Source organism: Streptomyces sp. ADI95-17, from assembly GCF_003846175.1.
Classification (GTDB): domain Bacteria; phylum Actinomycetota; class Actinomycetes; order Streptomycetales; family Streptomycetaceae; genus Streptomyces; species Streptomyces sanglieri.
In genome coordinates this window covers 1,647,427-1,661,308 of record NZ_ML123044.1, presented here as the reverse complement: position 1 = coordinate 1,661,308, position 13,882 = coordinate 1,647,427, and the positions used below count along the sequence as shown (strand labels likewise).

The following is a 13,882-nucleotide window of genomic DNA, read 5'->3' as shown; positions in this document are numbered from 1 at the left end:
GTCGGGCGGCAGGCGAATCCGTGCCACGCCGGGTCCGGGCGCGAGGCAGGCTTGGCGGATGAGCAATGGAGTCACGATCGGGCAGGCGGCGGCCTTCGTCGGCGTCACGGTGAAGACGGTGCGGCACTACCACAAGCTCGGCCTGGTCGAGGAGCCGGAGCGCGACAGCTCCGGCTATCGACGCTACGGCTCGGCCGACTTGCTGCGACTGGTGCAGGCCCGCACGCTGGCCGCCGCCGGGGTCCCGCTGGCCGAGATCGGGGAGCTGCTCGATGCCGACGCCGCGCGGTTCGCCGCCGCGCTCGTCGATGTCGAACGGCAACTCACCGAACGGATAGAGGAGTTGGCTGCTAGGCGCGACACGCTGCACCGGTTCGGCGACGGCAACCGGGCGCTGCTGCCCGACCGTGCCGTGGCACTGCTGGAGCGGATGCCCGGCCTCGGCTTCACCGCGGAGGAGGTGGCGGCCGCCCGGGAGGGCCTGGTGCTCGCCAGGGCCCTGGTTCCCGAGGGCTTCGACGACCACCTCGCCCATGTCGAACACGCCCTGCGGGACCCCCGGTTCGTCGCCCTGAGCAAGCGCGCCGCCGAATGCGCGGCCTGGGAGCCCGATGACCCCCGCATCGCCGAACTCGCCACCGCCATGGCCGACCACTATCTCGCCAGCCCCGCACAGCTCAAGATCGTGACCGGCCTGCAGGCCCGTACCGAGTCCGCGACCCGGTACGAGATGATCGCCCGTCACGGTGAGGAAGAGGCGCCTGCGGCGGCCCGGCTGGCCACGCTCGTCGAGGCCAGGCTCCGCGCCGCAGGCGTCCGTATCCCCGGACCGCGCCCCCGCTGACCTCAGTTGGCGTATGCGGACTGTTCGCGGAACTGTCCGAAGCGTTCGGTGACGACCGGGAGCCGGTCGGCGGCCAGGGCGTGTGCGGCGGCCCGGGGGGTGCTGTTCCCGGCCTCGGCGCGGGCCAGCATCTGGTCGACCAGGGCGCGCATCGACCGGCGGGTGTAGGCGAACGCCTCGTCGGCGTCGGCGCCGATGTCACCGAACAGGGTCCACCACCACCAGGCGTTCGTACCGGAGTTGACGACGACGTCCGGCAGTACGGTGATGCCGCGGGCGGCCAGCAGCGTCTCCGCCTCCGGAACCACCGGCATGTTGGCGGCCTCGACGATCCAACGGGCGGTGATGCCCGCCTGGTTGGCGGCGTCCACGGCGTACGAGACGGCGGCCGGCACCAGGACCTCGGCGTCGGCGGTCAGCCAGGCGTCGGCCGGGAGTTCGCGGTCCTCGGCGCGCAGGGCGGCGCGGTCCACGGTGCCGTGGCCGTCGCGGGCGGCGAGCAGTGCCTCGACGTCCAGGCCCGCGGGGTTGGCGATGGTGCCCTTGATGTCGGCGACGGCGACGACGCGCAGCCCGGCGCGGGCCAGGAAGCGGGCGGTGGCGCCGCCCATGGTGCCGAGGCCCTGCACCGCGACGCGGGTGTCCCGGTGGGCGACGCCGGCCCGGTCCAGGGCGGTGAGCACCGATTCGGCGACGCCGCAGCCGCCGACCAGCTCGTCCAGGCCGATGCCGTCCACGTCGATGGCGAACGCGTCGGCGAGGCGCCGCCGGGCGGCCTCCTCGTCGTCCAGGAGCGGGTAGACCGCCTGGATGGACGAGACCAGGCCCGCCTCGGCGGCCGCCCGGTCGACCAGGTCCTGGGTGAGGCCGAGGTCCTCGCCGGTGGTCCAGAAGTGCTCGATGTAGGGGCGTACGGCGCGCAGGTAGCGGACGAGGACGCCGTAGGCGGCGGGGTCGCGGGGGTCGCAGTCGATGCCGCCCTTGGCGCCGCCCAGCGGGATGTAGCGGCCCTGCGGGTCGTAGTGCAGTGCCTCCTTCATCGTCATGCCGCGGGCCAGGCCGGTGACCTCCTCCAGCGTGCAGCCGGAGCGCATCCGCAGTCCGCCGCTGGAGACGCCGCGCACCAGGCGGTCGATGACCAGGTGCCCCTGGCGTCCGGTCTCCTGGTCGGTCCAGGTGAGGGAGATCAGGGGAGGGGTGGTGGTGGAGGCGTTGGCGGAGGCGGTCATCGGGGGAGCTCCTCGGAGGCGGGGACGGGGGCGGGGGTGAGGGGGACGGTGATGAGGGTGGGGCCGGGGGTGTTCAGGGCGTGGCGCAGTGCCCCGGCGAGCGCCTCGGGCGAGTCGGCCCGTACGCCGTGGCCGCCGTAGGCGCGGGCCAGGGCGGGCAGGTCGACCGGCGGCAGGTCGACCGCGGTGGGGTGGTCGCCGCGGGACACCATCTCGTCGCGGATCTCGCCGTAGCCGCCGTTGTCGAAGACCACGACCGGAAGGGGGAGTCGCAGCTGTACGGCGGTGGCCAGTTCCTGTACGGAGAACTGGAGGCCGCCGTCGCCGCTCAGGGCGACGACCGGACGGGCGGGGTCCGCGGTCTTCGCGCCGATGGCGGCGGGCAGCGCGTAGCCGAGCGTGCCGAAGCCCGTCGGGTGCAGATAGCGGCCCTCCGGGGCGACGGGCAGGTGCGGGATCGCGCCGTAGTAGCAGCACTGGGCGCTGTCGGAGGTGAGCACCGCGTCCGCCGGGAGCACCGCCCTGATGGCCGCCAGGTACGGCAGCAGGGGCGCGTCCTCGCTGCGGGTCTCGGCGTTCCGTTCCTCGCGCAGTGCGGCGACGGCCCGGTGAACGGTGTCGGTGGCGGGCGCCGGGACGCTCGGCAGGGCGTCGAGGAGGGCGCGCACGGTGTGGCGGGCGTCGCCGAGCAGGGGGATGTCCGCAGGTGGTCCCGCGTACATCTGGGCCGGATCGATGTCGGCCCGGACGAGCGTGCCGGGGAGCGCGGGCAGGGGCTCCCACAGGTCGGACTCGGCGAGTTCCGTGCCGACGGCGAGCAGCACGTCGCACTCGGCCAGCCGGCGCCGGACGGCCCCGCTGTGCAGCGAGACGCCGAGCGACAGCGGGTGGGTCTCCGCGACGATCCCCTTGCCGTTGGCGGAGGTCACCACGGGGGCGCCCAGTTTCTCGGCCAGCCGCAGGCACTCGTCGGCGGCGCCGCGCGCACCGCCGCCGAGCATGATCACGGGCCGGGCGGCCGAGCGCAGTGCCTCGGCGGCCGCCGCGAGGGCGTCCGGGTCCGCCGTCGCGGGGGAGGCCGGCGGGGCGGTGCGTACCGGGCCGGCCGGTTCCGCGGCGGTGAGCAGGTCCAGCGGGACCTCGATGTGCACGGGGCGGGGGCGCCCCGAACGGAAGAGGGTGAAGGCGCGGGCGACCGCCACGCCGATCTCCTCGACCGAGGACACCCGGTGGCTGACGGCCGCGATGCCCCGCAGCGCCTCGGTCTGGCTGCGCATCTCGTGCAGCAGGCCGGTCGACTGCCGGGGGTGGCGCAGCGGCATGCCCGGTGAGACGACGAGCAGCGGGACGCTGTCGGAGTACGCCTGGCCCACGGCGGCCGCGATGTTCAGCAGGGCCGGTCCGGTGGTGGTGATCGCCACGCCGGGCCGGCCGCTGACCCGGGCGTAGGCGTCGGCGGCGTAGCCCGCGCCCTGCTCGTGGCGGGGGTTGAGGTGCTCGATCCGGTGCGCGGCCAGGTGCCGGTAGATCTCCAGGTTGTGGGTGCCGGGGATGCCGAACGCCCTGGTCACGCCGTGTGCGGCGAGCGCCCGGACCAGGGCTTCCCCGCCGGTGGTCAGAGTGGGGGCGGTGGGGTCGGCGAGGGAATCCGACATGGTGGCTCCAGGCACTGCACAGGCTCCTTACTGAATGAGTAGTCAGTATTTGGAGTGGGGGCCGCCTGTGTCAATGCACGCGGGTACTGAACCTTTGTTCAGTTGTCGGAGGTCGTTGCCGGGGTGGTCGTCGGGGTGGCGGTCGGGTCGGTTGCCGGGGTTGCTACCGGGGCGGGAGTCGCATCGCCAGTCCGTCCAGGACGACCTCCAGGCCGTAGGTGAACTTCGCGTCGCGGATCTCCTCGGGGTCGGTGTCCGAAGGGGTGGCGAAGGAGTCGGCGAGGTGGTCGTGTTCGGCCGCGGCCTGCTGGGCGGCGGGCAGGAGGCGGGCGATGAAGCCGGCCTGATCCGGGCCGCCCGGGACGTCTTCACCTCCTCGATGTCGACCCCCTTCACCATCAGCGCGATCAAGGTTCTCGCGGCCGCGGTCCTGGCCGCCCTGGTCATGCGCGACACCCGGCCCGAGCCCGGCGCCGAGTCCGGGACCGCCGCGGCTCCGGCGGAGGAGGAGCCCGGGCTCGTCGCCTGATTCCGGCGGGACGGCCGGTGTGCGGGTGCCCCACCCTTGAGGGCGTCCGCACACCGGCCGTCACGCGTTGTGTCTGGGAAGAAGGCGACGCGCGGCCGCACCAGGGCGGGCGGATTCGCTTAACGTGCAGTCCGACCGGGACAGTTCGAGGGCTCGGAGACCGGAGGAACCGTGGAAAGCCATGTCCGTCCGCGCGTATCTGCGTACGCGATCGCCACCGTGCAGGAGCAGTTGCTGCTGACCCGGCTCTCCGCGGCCTCCCCGGTCTTCGAGCCCGGCCTCTGGCACCTGCCCGGTGGCGGGATCGACCCGGGTGAGCAGCCGCGGGAGACATTGGAGCGCGAGCTGTACGAGGAGACCGGCCTCGAACTCCTCGACGCCCGGCTGGTGGACGCGCGGGCGTACACGGCCCACCGGCTCGGGAGCGACTGGAATCTGGTGGGGCTCTTCTACCGTGTCGAGCTCAGGCCCGGCCCGCCGGCCGTCACCAGGACCGATGACTCGACGAGCGCCGTCGCCTGGGTGCCGTTGGCCGGACTGGACGACTCGATGCTCTCCCCGGCCACGATCGACGCACTCGGCATGATCGGCGCACGGGGGGACGGGCAGCGGCCGGGCACGGGGACGGGCCGCTGAGGCGGGCGCCGGAACGGGCCGCTGGGGCGGGCGAGACGTGGAGCGCATCGCCGGTCCACGCCGCGTCGCCGTCGACCCGGCCGGGTTCGTCACCGCCCTGCACGCGATCGCCGCGCCGGCGGGGGCGATCGACACCGACGCGGTGACCCCACCTGCGGCCTGCTCGTCGCGTTGATCCAGTTGCCCTGCTGCCGGCACACGGATCCCCGGCTCGCCGCCCCGCTCGCGGCACGCGATCGGGGAGGTACTGGCGGATCACCGGTCCGGTGCGTGCCCCCGGCCCCCGGCCCCTCGTTCCGCCGTTCGCCCGTCCCCGGAGTCCCCGCAGTCCCCGCAGTCCCCGAGGTCCACGGCCGGCCGATGGCCGTAACTCGGATGCGTACGCCGGTGGGAGGGCGGACGCCGCGCGGGGGACGGTCGTCAACATGGCCGCCGCGCACGGGCGGTCCGGCTCCCGGGAGGTGGAGTCGGAGCCGGACAGCGTCCGGCTGCGGACCGAGGCCGAGACCGAGCCGGGGCTGCTGCTGACGAAGACGGTGGACGACTCGCACAAGTACGAGGTGGGCGACGAGGTGACGTACGCGTACACCGTCACCAACACCGGTTCGCAGGAGCTGACGGGGGTCTCGGTCACCGACGACCGGGTGACCGGTGTGACCTGCGAGGCGACCACTCTCGCCCCCGCCGGGCGGTCCGGTGACAGCACCACCTGTACCGGCACCTACCGGGTCACGGCCGCCGACGCCCGGCGCGGTGAGGTCGTCAACCGGGCGGTGGCCACCGCCGAGAACGGGACCGTGCGGTCGAACCAGGACCAGGCCTGCATCTCTGTCGCGAAGGACGCGAAGAAGCCGTGCGACAGCAAGCACGACAAGAAGTGCAAGCCGAAGCCCAAGCCGTGCCACGACAAGCACGACAAGTACGACAAGAAGTGCAAGCCGAAGCCGAAGCCCAAGCCGAAGCCGAAGCCCAAGCCGTGCCACGACAAGCACGACAAGCACGACAAGAAGTGCAAGCCGAAGCCGAAGCCCAAGCCGTGTCACGGCAAGAGCATCTGCCACATGAAGTGACACGGCTCCCTCGGAGCTGACCGAACGAACCACGGGCACCCGTCACCAACCGGTGGCGGGTGCCCGTCCGTGCTTCCGGTCAGTGGCGGCCGGCCAGCCGGTCCGCGGCCTTCGCGACGGGGTCCGTGCCGGGGCGCGGGGAGGTGAGTTCGCGGCGGTCGGCGGCGCGGTAGGCCGCGTACATGCTGTGGACGCCGAGCCAGCGGAAGGGTTCCGGTTCCCAGCGGCGGACCTTGTGGCCGACCCAGGGGAGGGCGGTCAGTTCGGTGGGCCCCGACTGGCCGGAGTCCTGCTGGATCAGGTCGCGCAGGGTGCGGGCGGCGAGGTTGGTGGTGGCGACGCCGGAGCCGACGTAGCCGCCCGCCCAGCCGAGCCCGGTGGAGCGGTCGAGGGTGACGGTGGCGCACCAGTCGCGGGGGACGCCGAGGACCCCGGACCAGGCGTGGTCGATGCGGGCACCCGCGGTGGTGGGGAAGAGGCGGACGAGGATGTCGCGGAGGGCCTCGATGGTGGCGGGCTGGGTGCGGCCGTCGTTGTCGGTGCCCGAGCCGAAGCGGTAGGGGACGCCCCGGCCGCCGAGCGCGATGCGGTCGTCGGCGGTGCGCTGGGCGTACATGTAGGCGTGGGCCATGTCGCCGAGGGTCTCGCGGCCGTCCCAGCCGATGGTGTCCCAGACGGACCGGGGGAGCGGTTCGGTGGCGATCATCGAGGAGTTCATGGGGAGCCAGGTGCGCCGCTGGCCCTTGAGGTTCGCGGTGAAGCCCTCGGTGCAGCGCAGGATGTACGGGGCGCGGACGGTGCCGTACGGGGTGTGCGCGTGCTTGGGCTTGATCTCCGTGACGGGTGTCGACTCGTGGATGGTGACGCCGAGCGCCTCGACGGTCGCGGCGAGCCCCTTGACGAGCTTGACCGGGTGCAGCCGGGCGCCGTGCGGGGTCCAGCTGGAGCCGACGGCTCCCGTGATGTTGACGCGTTCGCAGGTCTCGCGGGCGCCGCGCAGGACGCGGTCGGTCTCGCCGAAGGCGATCTCGACGGAGTGGAAGTCCTTGAGCCTGGCCAGCTGCGCGGGCGTGTAGGCGACTTCGAGGACGCCACCCCGATGGATGTCGGCGTCGATGTCCTCCTCGGCGGCCACTCGGACGACCTCGTCGACCGTCTCGTTCATCGCCTGCTGGAGCCGGACGGCCGCCTCGTGGCCGTGGAGTTTCGCGTAACGGTCACGGCCCGCGATGCCGTTGTAGAGCCAGCCGCCGTTGCGCCCGGAGGCGCCGTATCCGCAGAACTTGGCTTCCAGCACGGTGATGTTGAGGAAGGGGACGGCCTTCTTGAGGTAGTAGGCGGTCCACAGGCCGGTGTATCCGCCCCCGACGATGCAGATATCGGCGGTGGCGTCGCCGGGCAGCGGCTCCCGGGCGAGCGGGGTGCCTTGGTCCGCGTACCAGAACGATATGCCGCCGTTGACTGTGCTGACGGTGCTCATGTTGCCCCTGCTTTGTCCGGTGTGAAGCCCTGTGGTGTGTGGCCTGGCTCTGGGGTGTTCCTGGCTCTGGGGTTTCCCTGGCTCTGGGATGTCCCCGGCTTTCACTGCGTTGTCCTGCGGCGGGACGTTACTGCGCCTTCGGTGCTTCCGTCCTGTGCCGGGACGTTACTGCGCCTTCGGTGCTTCCGTCCTGTGCCGGGGCCTGGCCGGTGTCAGCGGGTAACAGGCGAGGCCGATGAGCACGGCGGTGAAGTGGCCGAGGTCGGTGAAGGAGCGGCCGGTGACGAGCGGGATGCCGTAGAAGACGAGTACGGCGAAGAGGTACACGTACCGCCAGGGCTGCGGGATGCGGTACGTGAGCACGGCGATGACCCCCGCGAGCGCGTAACTGACGCCGACATCGAGGGTGTTCGCCGCCGACCAGGGCACGTGCCCGTGCCGGATCGCCCAGGCCAGTACGCCTTCGCTGACGAGGGAGGCGAGGACGTGCGCCAGTACGACGACGGCGAGCCAGCGCAGGGTGCCGAGCCAGCGCTCGGCGGGGGCGTGGAAGACGGTGTACAGCACGGCGTACGGGATCCAGCGGCCGCCGTCGATCCAGAACGCGCTGGTGGCCAGGACGCGCAGCGGGTCCTGGGTGAGCTCGTGGATGTTGGTCGAGCGCTGGCGCAGGAAGTCCTCTTCGAAGTCCGGTGACATCTGGTGGACGATGACCGTGGTGACGAAGAGCGCGACCAGCCAGATGTACGTGCCGGGCGCGCTGCGGATCCATGATCCGACGCTGCGGGGCCACGAGCCGGCGGTGGTGCGTTGCCGGGTGGGCGGTGCGGGGCTGCTCGGAGTCATATCCGATTGACGCACGGCCCGGTGGTCGTCGGCGTGATCGACATTCCGGACGGGGCGGGGTCGGCGGCGTACGGGCCGGTGCTTACGCTGCCCCCATGATTCGTACCGCTGCCCCCGCCGATGTCCCCGTCATCCACGCCATGGTTCGTGAGCTGGCCGAATACGAGAAGGCCCTGCACGAGGCCGAGGCCACCGAGGAGCAGCTGCATGAAGCGCTGTTCGGCGAGCGGCCCGCCGCGTACGCGCACATCGCGGAGTCCGACGACGGCGAGGTGGCCGGGTTCGCGCTGTGGTTCCTGAACTTCTCGACCTGGCGCGGGGTGCACGGGATCTACCTGGAGGACCTGTACGTGCGTCCGGAGCGGCGCGGCGGCGGGCACGGGAAGGCGCTGCTGGCCGAGCTGGCACGGATCTGTGCGGAGCGGGGCTACGGGCGTCTGGAGTGGTCGGTGCTGAACTGGAACGCCCCGTCCATCGCGTTCTACGAGTCGCTGGGCGCGCGGCCGCAGGACGAGTGGACGGTGTACCGGCTGACGGACGGGGCGTTGGCGGAGCTGGGCGGTGCGTCCGGCGGCCGCACGTCTGCTTGAGACCAGGCTGCTCCCTGTCCGTGAAGCTGCCGGGCGCTTCGCCTGCGGAGCGGCCCGGGGGCGTTGTCAGTGGCATGGGTCACGATGGAGGGCATGGCACGCAGCAACAGCAGCAGGAAGACGGACACCATCGCGGCGGCCCGGCGGCCCCAGGTGCGGCTCCCACCGCTCGTTCCGTACGACGGGGGAGGGCTGGAGCCGGACGGCGACTACGACGGTGTGCGGTTCGACGGGGCCGATCTCGCGGACGAGTCGGGTCCGGGGGCCCGGTTCATGGACTGCGCGCTGGACGGCTGCGCGATTGACCGTACGGAGCTGGTCAGGGCCCGTTTCATCGATTCGGTGCTGACTGGCGTACGGGGCGTGGGCACCGATCTCGCAGGGGCGTCGCTGCGCGATGTGGAGGTGGTGGACGCACGGCTGGGCGGGGTGCAGCTGCACGGTGCGGTGCTGGAGCGGGTGCTGGTGCGCGGCGGGAAGATCGACTACCTGAATCTGCGGAAGGCGCGGCTGAAGGACGTGGTCTTCGAGGGCTGTGTGCTGTCCGAGCCGGATTTCGGGGACGCGCAGCTGGTGCGGGTGGAGTTCCGCGACTGTGTGCTGAAGCGGGCCGACTTCAGCTCCGTACGGATGGAGTCGGTGGACCTGCGCACGGTCGCCGAGCTGGACATCGCGCGTGGGGTGGAGCGGCTGGCCGGTGCGGTGATCAGCCCGGCGCAGCTGATGGAGCTGGCGCCGGCGTTCGCGGCGCAGATCGGGGTGCGGGTGGAGGCATAGCCCGCCGGGCCGACCCGGACGCGGGGTCCGGATACGGGGTTCAGATACGGGGGAAGCGGGCCTGGAGGTCCCAGATCACGGGGTTGTCGGCGAGACCCTCGTGCATGTCGGCGAGGTCGGCGATCAGGTCGTGCAGGAAGTCGCGGGCCTCGCGGCGCAGCAGCGAGTGGCTGAAGGTGAGCGGGGGCTCCTCGCCGGGCATCCAGTCGGCCTCGACGTCGACCCAGCCGAAGCGGCGCTCGAAGAGCATCCGGTCGGACGACTCGGTGAAGTCCAGCTCGGCGAACTGCTGTCGGTGCGAGCGGTTGCCGCGCGGGTCCTGGTCGATCTGCTCGACGATGTCGCACAGCGCCCACGCGAAGTCGAGCACCGGCACCCATCCCCAGGCGGTGGACACCTCGCGGTCCTCCTTGGTGTCCGCGAGGTAGACGTCCCCGGAGAACAGATCGTGCCGCAGGGCGTGGACGTCCGCGCGGCGGTAGTCGGTCTGCGGAGGATCGGGGAAGCGTCGGGAGAGGGAGTAGCCGATGTCGAGCACGCTTCGATGGTGTCATGCCCGAAGGCGCGCCCGCGCCGGGAGGCTTCGGCCCCCACGGCAGCAGCCTCGCCGGGAGGCTGCGGGCCCTACGGCAGCAGCCGCGCCGGGAGGGCTGCGGGCCCTACGGCAGCAGCCGCTGTTCCTTCGCCACGGCCACGGCGCCCGCCCGGGTGTCGACGCCGAGCTTGTCGTAGATCCGGCCGAGGTGGGTCTTGACCGTGGCCTCGCTGATGAACAGGGCGCGGGCGATGTCGCGGTTGCCCAGGCCCTGGGAGAGCTGGGCCAGGATGTCGAGCTCGCGTTCGGTGAGGGTGGGCAGGGGCTTGCGCATCCGGGCCATGACCCGGCTGGCCACCGGCGGGGACAGCGTCGTGCGGCCCTGGGCCGCCGAGCGGATCGCGGCGAAGAGCTCCTCGGGGCGCTCGGCCTTCAGCAGATAGCCGGTGGCGCCCGCCTCGATGGCCCGGGTGATGTCGGCGTCCGTGTCGTACGTGGTGAGAACCAGCACGTGGACGCCGGTGGCGGCGATGCGGCGGGTGGCCTCCACGCCGTCGATGCCCTCGCCGAGCTGGAGGTCCATCAGGACGACGTCCGGGGTGAGCTTGGCGGCCAGGGCGACCGCCTCCTCACCGCTGCCGGCCTCGCCGACGACCTCGATGTCCGGTTCGCTGCCGAGGAGGGCGAGGAGGCCGGCGCGTACGACGACGTGGTCGTCGCAGAGCAGGATGCGTACGGGCGGCGTCGCGGTCATACGAGGTCCTCCGGGGGGGTCGGCGGGCTGGTGGCGGTGACGGGGACGGCGGCGGACAGCACCGTACCCTCGCCCGGCACCGACTCGATCGTCAGTGTGCCGCCGAGCTGGTGCAGCCGGGCCCGGATGGCGGGCAGCCCGTGACCGCGCACGCTGCCGGCGGTCCCGGTGCGTCCGGTGGGTACGAAGCCCTGCCCGTTGTCGGCGATGTCCAGGACGACCCGGTCGTCGAGGTGGGTCAGCGTCAGCGCCGCCTCCGTCGCGTTCGCGTGCTCCTTCACATTGGCCAGCGCGCCCTGTGCGATGCGCAGCAGCGCGGACTGCACCCGGTCCGGCAGCGCGGTGTGCCGCTCGCCCTCCACATGGCAGCGGACGGTGAGCCGCCCCTGCCCCTGCGCCGTCTCGCGGGCGGCCAGCGCGTGCAGGGCCGCCTCCAGGCCGCCGCCCTCCGCGAGATCGGCCGGCGCGAGGTCGTGGACGAAGCGGCGGGCCTCGGCCAGGTTGCGTTCCGCGATGCCGGTGGCCGTACGGACATGGCGGCGGGCGGTCGCCGGGTCGGCGTCCCAGGTGCGGTCGGCGGCCTGGAGCAGCATCTGCTGGCTGGACAGGCCCTGCGCGAGGGTGTCGTGGATCTCCATGGAGAGCCGCTGGCGTTCGGCGAGGGTTCCCTCGCGGCGTTCGGTGGCGGCCAGTTCGCGGCGGGTGCGCAGCAGGTCGTCGATGAGTTCGCGCTGCCGCTCGGACAGTTCGCGCTGGCGCACGGCCTGGCGCTGCATATGGACGAAGACCGCCGTGGCGACCGCCGCGACGGCGGGCGGGGCGAGCACCAGATTCGGGTCGAAGCCCTCGGCCAGCCGGAGTTGGGCGGCCACGACGAACAGCGTGAGCAGGGCGACCAGCGCGAGTGCGGCGCGCGGCGGGAGGATGCGCAGCCCGGTGAAGAAGAGCGGCACCGCGCACCACGCGAAGCTCGGCGCGAGGACGACCAGCACCATCCACACGGCGACCAGTACCCCCAGCCACACCAGCGAGCGTGGCGTCGGGCGCGAGCCGAGCACCGGCCCGATCACGTACAGCACGGCGATGGCGACGGAGAGCGCGATGATCCACGGGGTGCGGGCCTCGCCGGGGTGGCGCAGCAGGAAGCGGGTGAGCGAGGCGCCGAGCAGCAGGAAGAACGCGGCGTGCATCAGAGCCGTGAGCCACCGGGCGTCCGGGTCGCCGGCCCGGTCCCGGACCGCGTTCCCGGGCGTTCTGCCCGCTTCCGGGGCCAGGCCCGTGTCCGTGCCCGCGCCGGGTGCCGGTCGGCTTCGGTGCTCCACGTCGTACCTCTCGCTCCTCACCGTCAGCGGCGCCGCCGAGCTGCACGGATGTCCTCATGGTCACCCCGGATGTCCCCATGGTCACCCCGGACGACCACCCCCGCATCAGCCGATCGGCTGATGGGGCCGTCGACCGTCCCGCGTGCGGCGTCGAGCCGGTCCGTCGACGGTGCGGTGCCGGTCGCGGCCGGAGGATTGGAACCGGGGCCGAACAAGCTCGTCCACCGCCCCACACACACCCTGATCCACCGCTGCTGAGGAGCCCACCATGAAGAAGCTGTCGCTGCGCACCCGCGTCCTGACCGGTGCCGTCGCCGTCGCCGCCCTCGGCGCGGGCACCTTCGGCGCCATGTCCGCCAACGCCTCCACCCCGGCCGCCGCCCCCGCCGCCGCCGTCAAGGCCGACGCCGCGAACGACAACCTTCAGCAGACCACTCACCTGACCGTGGCCGCCGCCACCAAGGCCGCCCGGGCGACCCTCGACGCCGCGAAGAAGGAGAACCAGCGGGTCTCCGTCGCAGTCGTCGACCGCAACGGCAACACCGTCGTCACCCTGCGCGGCGACGGCGCCGGCCCGCAGTCCTACGAAGCGGCCCAGAAGAAGGCGTTCACCGCCGTCTCCTGGAACGCCCCCACCTCCGAGCTCGCCAAGCGCCTGGCCAACGCCCCCACCCTGAAGGACATCCCCGGCACCCTGTTCCTCGCCGGCGGCGCCCCGGTCCAGGTCAGCGGCGCCCCGATCGCTGGCATCGGTGTGGCCGGCGCCCCGTCGGGCGACCTGGACGAGAAGTTCGCCCAGGCCGGCGTCGCCTCCCTCGCCCGGTAGCGGGCAGTCCACCCCGTCGAGCACGCCCCGCAACAGGAGTACGAGATGAACGCCCTCGATCGACAACTGCTCGACGCCGCACGCACCGGTGACACCCACCGGGTGCGGTCCGCGATCGAGGGCGGCGCCCGGGTCGACTGCCGCGACGAGGAGTTGCGCACCCCGCTGCTCCTCGCCGTCCACGGCGACCACGTCGAGGCCGCCCGGCTGCTGGTCGGGGCGGGTGCGGACCCCGACGCCCAGGACCGGCGCGAGGAGAGCCCCTGGCTGGCGACCGGGGTCACCGGCAGCGTTCGGATGCTGCACGTGCTGCTGCCGGCCGGCCCCGATCTGAAGCTCCGCAACCGCTTCGGCGGCATCGTGCTGATCCCGGCGAGCGAGCGCGGCCACGCCGCCTACGTACGGGAGCTGCTCCGGGTCACCGACATCGACGTCGACCACGTCAACCGGCTGGGCTGGACGGCCCTGCTGGAGGCCGTGATCCTCGGCGACGGCGGCCGCGCGCACCAGGAGGTCATCGAGCTCCTGCTGGCGGCCGGTGCCGATGTGGACCTGCCGGACGGCGACGGGACGACCGCGCTGGAGCACGCGGAGCGCCGCGGCTTCGCGGACATCGCCGCACGGCTGCGGGACGCCCGGTGAAGGTGCGCCACGCGGTGGTGGCACTCGCCGCGGGCTCGGTCCTCGCGGGCTGCGCGGGCGGCGCCCCGGCCTCCCCGGCCACGCCCCGTACGCCGGGCAATACGCCCGGCAGCGCCCCGGCTTCCCCGCCCCCGGCTTCCCCCGCCC

General features: G+C 72.9%; 16 protein-coding genes. 9 read left to right on the top strand and 7 right to left on the bottom strand.

The features are described from left to right. Nucleotides 1-58: 58 nt before the first annotated feature. Nucleotides 59-844, top strand: coding sequence for a MerR family transcriptional regulator (locus EES42_RS07540; protein WP_124717233.1), 786 nt, complete (start codon nucleotides 59-61; stop codon nucleotides 842-844). 2 nt (nucleotides 845-846) lie between these two features. Here the strand turns inward: EES42_RS07540 and EES42_RS07535 are convergent, their stop codons facing one another. After that, a complete protein-coding gene (locus tag EES42_RS07535; protein ID WP_124717232.1) occupies nucleotides 847-2,073 on the bottom strand; it encodes a Glu/Leu/Phe/Val dehydrogenase dimerization domain-containing protein in 1,227 nt (408 codons plus the stop codon). Continuing rightward, nucleotides 2,070-3,728 carry a 5-guanidino-2-oxopentanoate decarboxylase gene (locus EES42_RS07530; RefSeq protein ID WP_124717231.1) on the bottom strand — a complete coding sequence of 553 codons (1,659 nt, stop codon included), beginning with the start codon at nucleotides 3,726-3,728 and terminating at the stop codon, nucleotides 2,070-2,072. Before EES42_RS07530 ends, EES42_RS07535 begins: the two co-directional genes overlap by 4 nt. Nucleotides 3,729-4,011: 283 nt before the next feature. Between EES42_RS07530 and EES42_RS07520 the strand changes: the two genes are divergently transcribed. The 4 genes from EES42_RS07520 to EES42_RS45575 all read left to right on the top strand — a co-directional run bounded on the left by EES42_RS07520 (nucleotide 4,012) and on the right by EES42_RS45575 (nucleotide 5,963). Next, on the top strand, nucleotides 4,012-4,257 hold the full coding sequence (locus tag EES42_RS07520) for a hypothetical protein (protein ID WP_241196267.1): 246 nt from the start codon (nucleotides 4,012-4,014) through the stop codon (nucleotides 4,255-4,257). Between the two features lie 171 nt (nucleotides 4,258-4,428). Continuing rightward, nucleotides 4,429-4,893, top strand: coding sequence for an NUDIX hydrolase (locus EES42_RS07515; RefSeq protein ID WP_124717230.1), 465 nt, complete (start codon nucleotides 4,429-4,431; stop codon nucleotides 4,891-4,893). 37 nt (nucleotides 4,894-4,930) lie between these two features. Then, a complete protein-coding gene (locus EES42_RS44610; protein WP_164495176.1) occupies nucleotides 4,931-5,068 on the top strand; it encodes a hypothetical protein in 138 nt (45 codons plus the stop codon). A 250-nt stretch (nucleotides 5,069-5,318) separates the two neighbouring features. After that, nucleotides 5,319-5,963, top strand: coding sequence for a DUF7507 domain-containing protein (locus EES42_RS45575; protein ID WP_206433387.1), 645 nt, complete (start codon nucleotides 5,319-5,321; stop codon nucleotides 5,961-5,963). A 79-nt stretch (nucleotides 5,964-6,042) separates the two neighbouring features. On the opposite strand, the gene EES42_RS07505 is transcribed toward EES42_RS45575, so the two are convergent. Both EES42_RS07505 and EES42_RS07500 read right to left on the bottom strand, forming a co-directional pair. Further along, nucleotides 6,043-7,443 carry an NAD(P)/FAD-dependent oxidoreductase gene (locus tag EES42_RS07505; protein WP_124717229.1) on the bottom strand — a complete coding sequence of 467 codons (1,401 nt, stop codon included), beginning with the start codon at nucleotides 7,441-7,443 and terminating at the stop codon, nucleotides 6,043-6,045. Between the two features lie 165 nt (nucleotides 7,444-7,608). Next, nucleotides 7,609-8,289: a rhomboid-like protein gene (locus tag EES42_RS07500; protein WP_124717228.1), complete on the bottom strand. Its 681-nt coding sequence runs from the start codon at nucleotides 8,287-8,289 to the stop codon at nucleotides 7,609-7,611. Nucleotides 8,290-8,384: 95 nt separating this feature from the next. Here EES42_RS07500 and EES42_RS07495 point away from each other — a divergent pair, with 95 nt between their 5' ends. Continuing rightward, nucleotides 8,385-8,879 carry a GNAT family N-acetyltransferase gene (locus EES42_RS07495; RefSeq protein ID WP_124717227.1) on the top strand — a complete coding sequence of 165 codons (495 nt, stop codon included), beginning with the start codon at nucleotides 8,385-8,387 and terminating at the stop codon, nucleotides 8,877-8,879. 93 nt (nucleotides 8,880-8,972) lie between these two features. Continuing rightward, nucleotides 8,973-9,656, top strand: coding sequence for a pentapeptide repeat-containing protein (locus EES42_RS07490; RefSeq protein ID WP_206433386.1), 684 nt, complete (start codon nucleotides 8,973-8,975; stop codon nucleotides 9,654-9,656). A gap of 40 nt (nucleotides 9,657-9,696) precedes the next feature. Here the strand turns inward: EES42_RS07490 and EES42_RS07485 are convergent, their stop codons facing one another. The 3 genes from EES42_RS07485 to EES42_RS07475 form a co-directional block, all read right to left on the bottom strand. Then, nucleotides 9,697-10,194: a hypothetical protein gene (locus EES42_RS07485; protein WP_124717226.1), complete on the bottom strand. Its 498-nt coding sequence runs from the start codon at nucleotides 10,192-10,194 to the stop codon at nucleotides 9,697-9,699. A gap of 121 nt (nucleotides 10,195-10,315) precedes the next feature. After that, the gene (locus EES42_RS07480) at nucleotides 10,316-10,945 is read right to left on the bottom strand and encodes a response regulator (RefSeq protein ID WP_124717225.1); all 630 of its coding nucleotides are present in this window, start codon (nucleotides 10,943-10,945) and stop codon (nucleotides 10,316-10,318) included. Continuing rightward, nucleotides 10,942-12,219 carry a sensor histidine kinase gene (locus EES42_RS07475; RefSeq protein WP_241196302.1) on the bottom strand — a complete coding sequence of 426 codons (1,278 nt, stop codon included), beginning with the start codon at nucleotides 12,217-12,219 and terminating at the stop codon, nucleotides 10,942-10,944. Before EES42_RS07475 ends, EES42_RS07480 begins: the two co-directional genes overlap by 4 nt. A 316-nt stretch (nucleotides 12,220-12,535) precedes the next feature. Here EES42_RS07475 and EES42_RS07470 point away from each other — a divergent pair, with 316 nt between their 5' ends. Further along, nucleotides 12,536-13,093: a GlcG/HbpS family heme-binding protein gene (locus tag EES42_RS07470; protein ID WP_124717224.1), complete on the top strand. Its 558-nt coding sequence runs from the start codon at nucleotides 12,536-12,538 to the stop codon at nucleotides 13,091-13,093. Nucleotides 13,094-13,138: 45 nt separating this feature from the next. Further along, nucleotides 13,139-13,735 carry an ankyrin repeat domain-containing protein gene (locus tag EES42_RS07465; protein ID WP_124717223.1) on the top strand — a complete coding sequence of 199 codons (597 nt, stop codon included), beginning with the start codon at nucleotides 13,139-13,141 and terminating at the stop codon, nucleotides 13,733-13,735. Nucleotides 13,736-13,882 lie beyond the last annotated feature (147 nt).

Bases quoted from the DNA above. Each gene is read 5' to 3' on its own strand.
- EES42_RS07540 (WP_124717233.1), top strand. From the start codon at position 59: ATGAGCAATGGAGTCACGATCGGGCAGGCGGCGGCCTTCGTCGGCGTC.
- EES42_RS07535 (WP_124717232.1), bottom strand. From the start codon at position 2,073: ATGACCGCCTCCGCCAACGCCTCCACCACCACCCCTCCCCTGATCTCC.
- EES42_RS07530 (WP_124717231.1), bottom strand. From the start codon at position 3,728: ATGTCGGATTCCCTCGCCGACCCCACCGCCCCCACTCTGACCACCGGC.
- EES42_RS45575 (WP_206433387.1), top strand. From the start codon at position 5,319: ATGGCCGCCGCGCACGGGCGGTCCGGCTCCCGGGAGGTGGAGTCGGAG.
- EES42_RS07505 (WP_124717229.1), bottom strand. From the start codon at position 7,443: ATGAGCACCGTCAGCACAGTCAACGGCGGCATATCGTTCTGGTACGCG.
- EES42_RS07500 (WP_124717228.1), bottom strand. From the start codon at position 8,289: ATGACTCCGAGCAGCCCCGCACCGCCCACCCGGCAACGCACCACCGCC.
- EES42_RS07495 (WP_124717227.1), top strand. From the start codon at position 8,385: ATGATTCGTACCGCTGCCCCCGCCGATGTCCCCGTCATCCACGCCATG.
- EES42_RS07490 (WP_206433386.1), top strand. From the start codon at position 8,973: ATGGCACGCAGCAACAGCAGCAGGAAGACGGACACCATCGCGGCGGCC.
- EES42_RS07480 (WP_124717225.1), bottom strand. From the start codon at position 10,945: ATGACCGCGACGCCGCCCGTACGCATCCTGCTCTGCGACGACCACGTC.
- EES42_RS07470 (WP_124717224.1), top strand. From the start codon at position 12,536: ATGAAGAAGCTGTCGCTGCGCACCCGCGTCCTGACCGGTGCCGTCGCC.
- EES42_RS07465 (WP_124717223.1), top strand. From the start codon at position 13,139: ATGAACGCCCTCGATCGACAACTGCTCGACGCCGCACGCACCGGTGAC.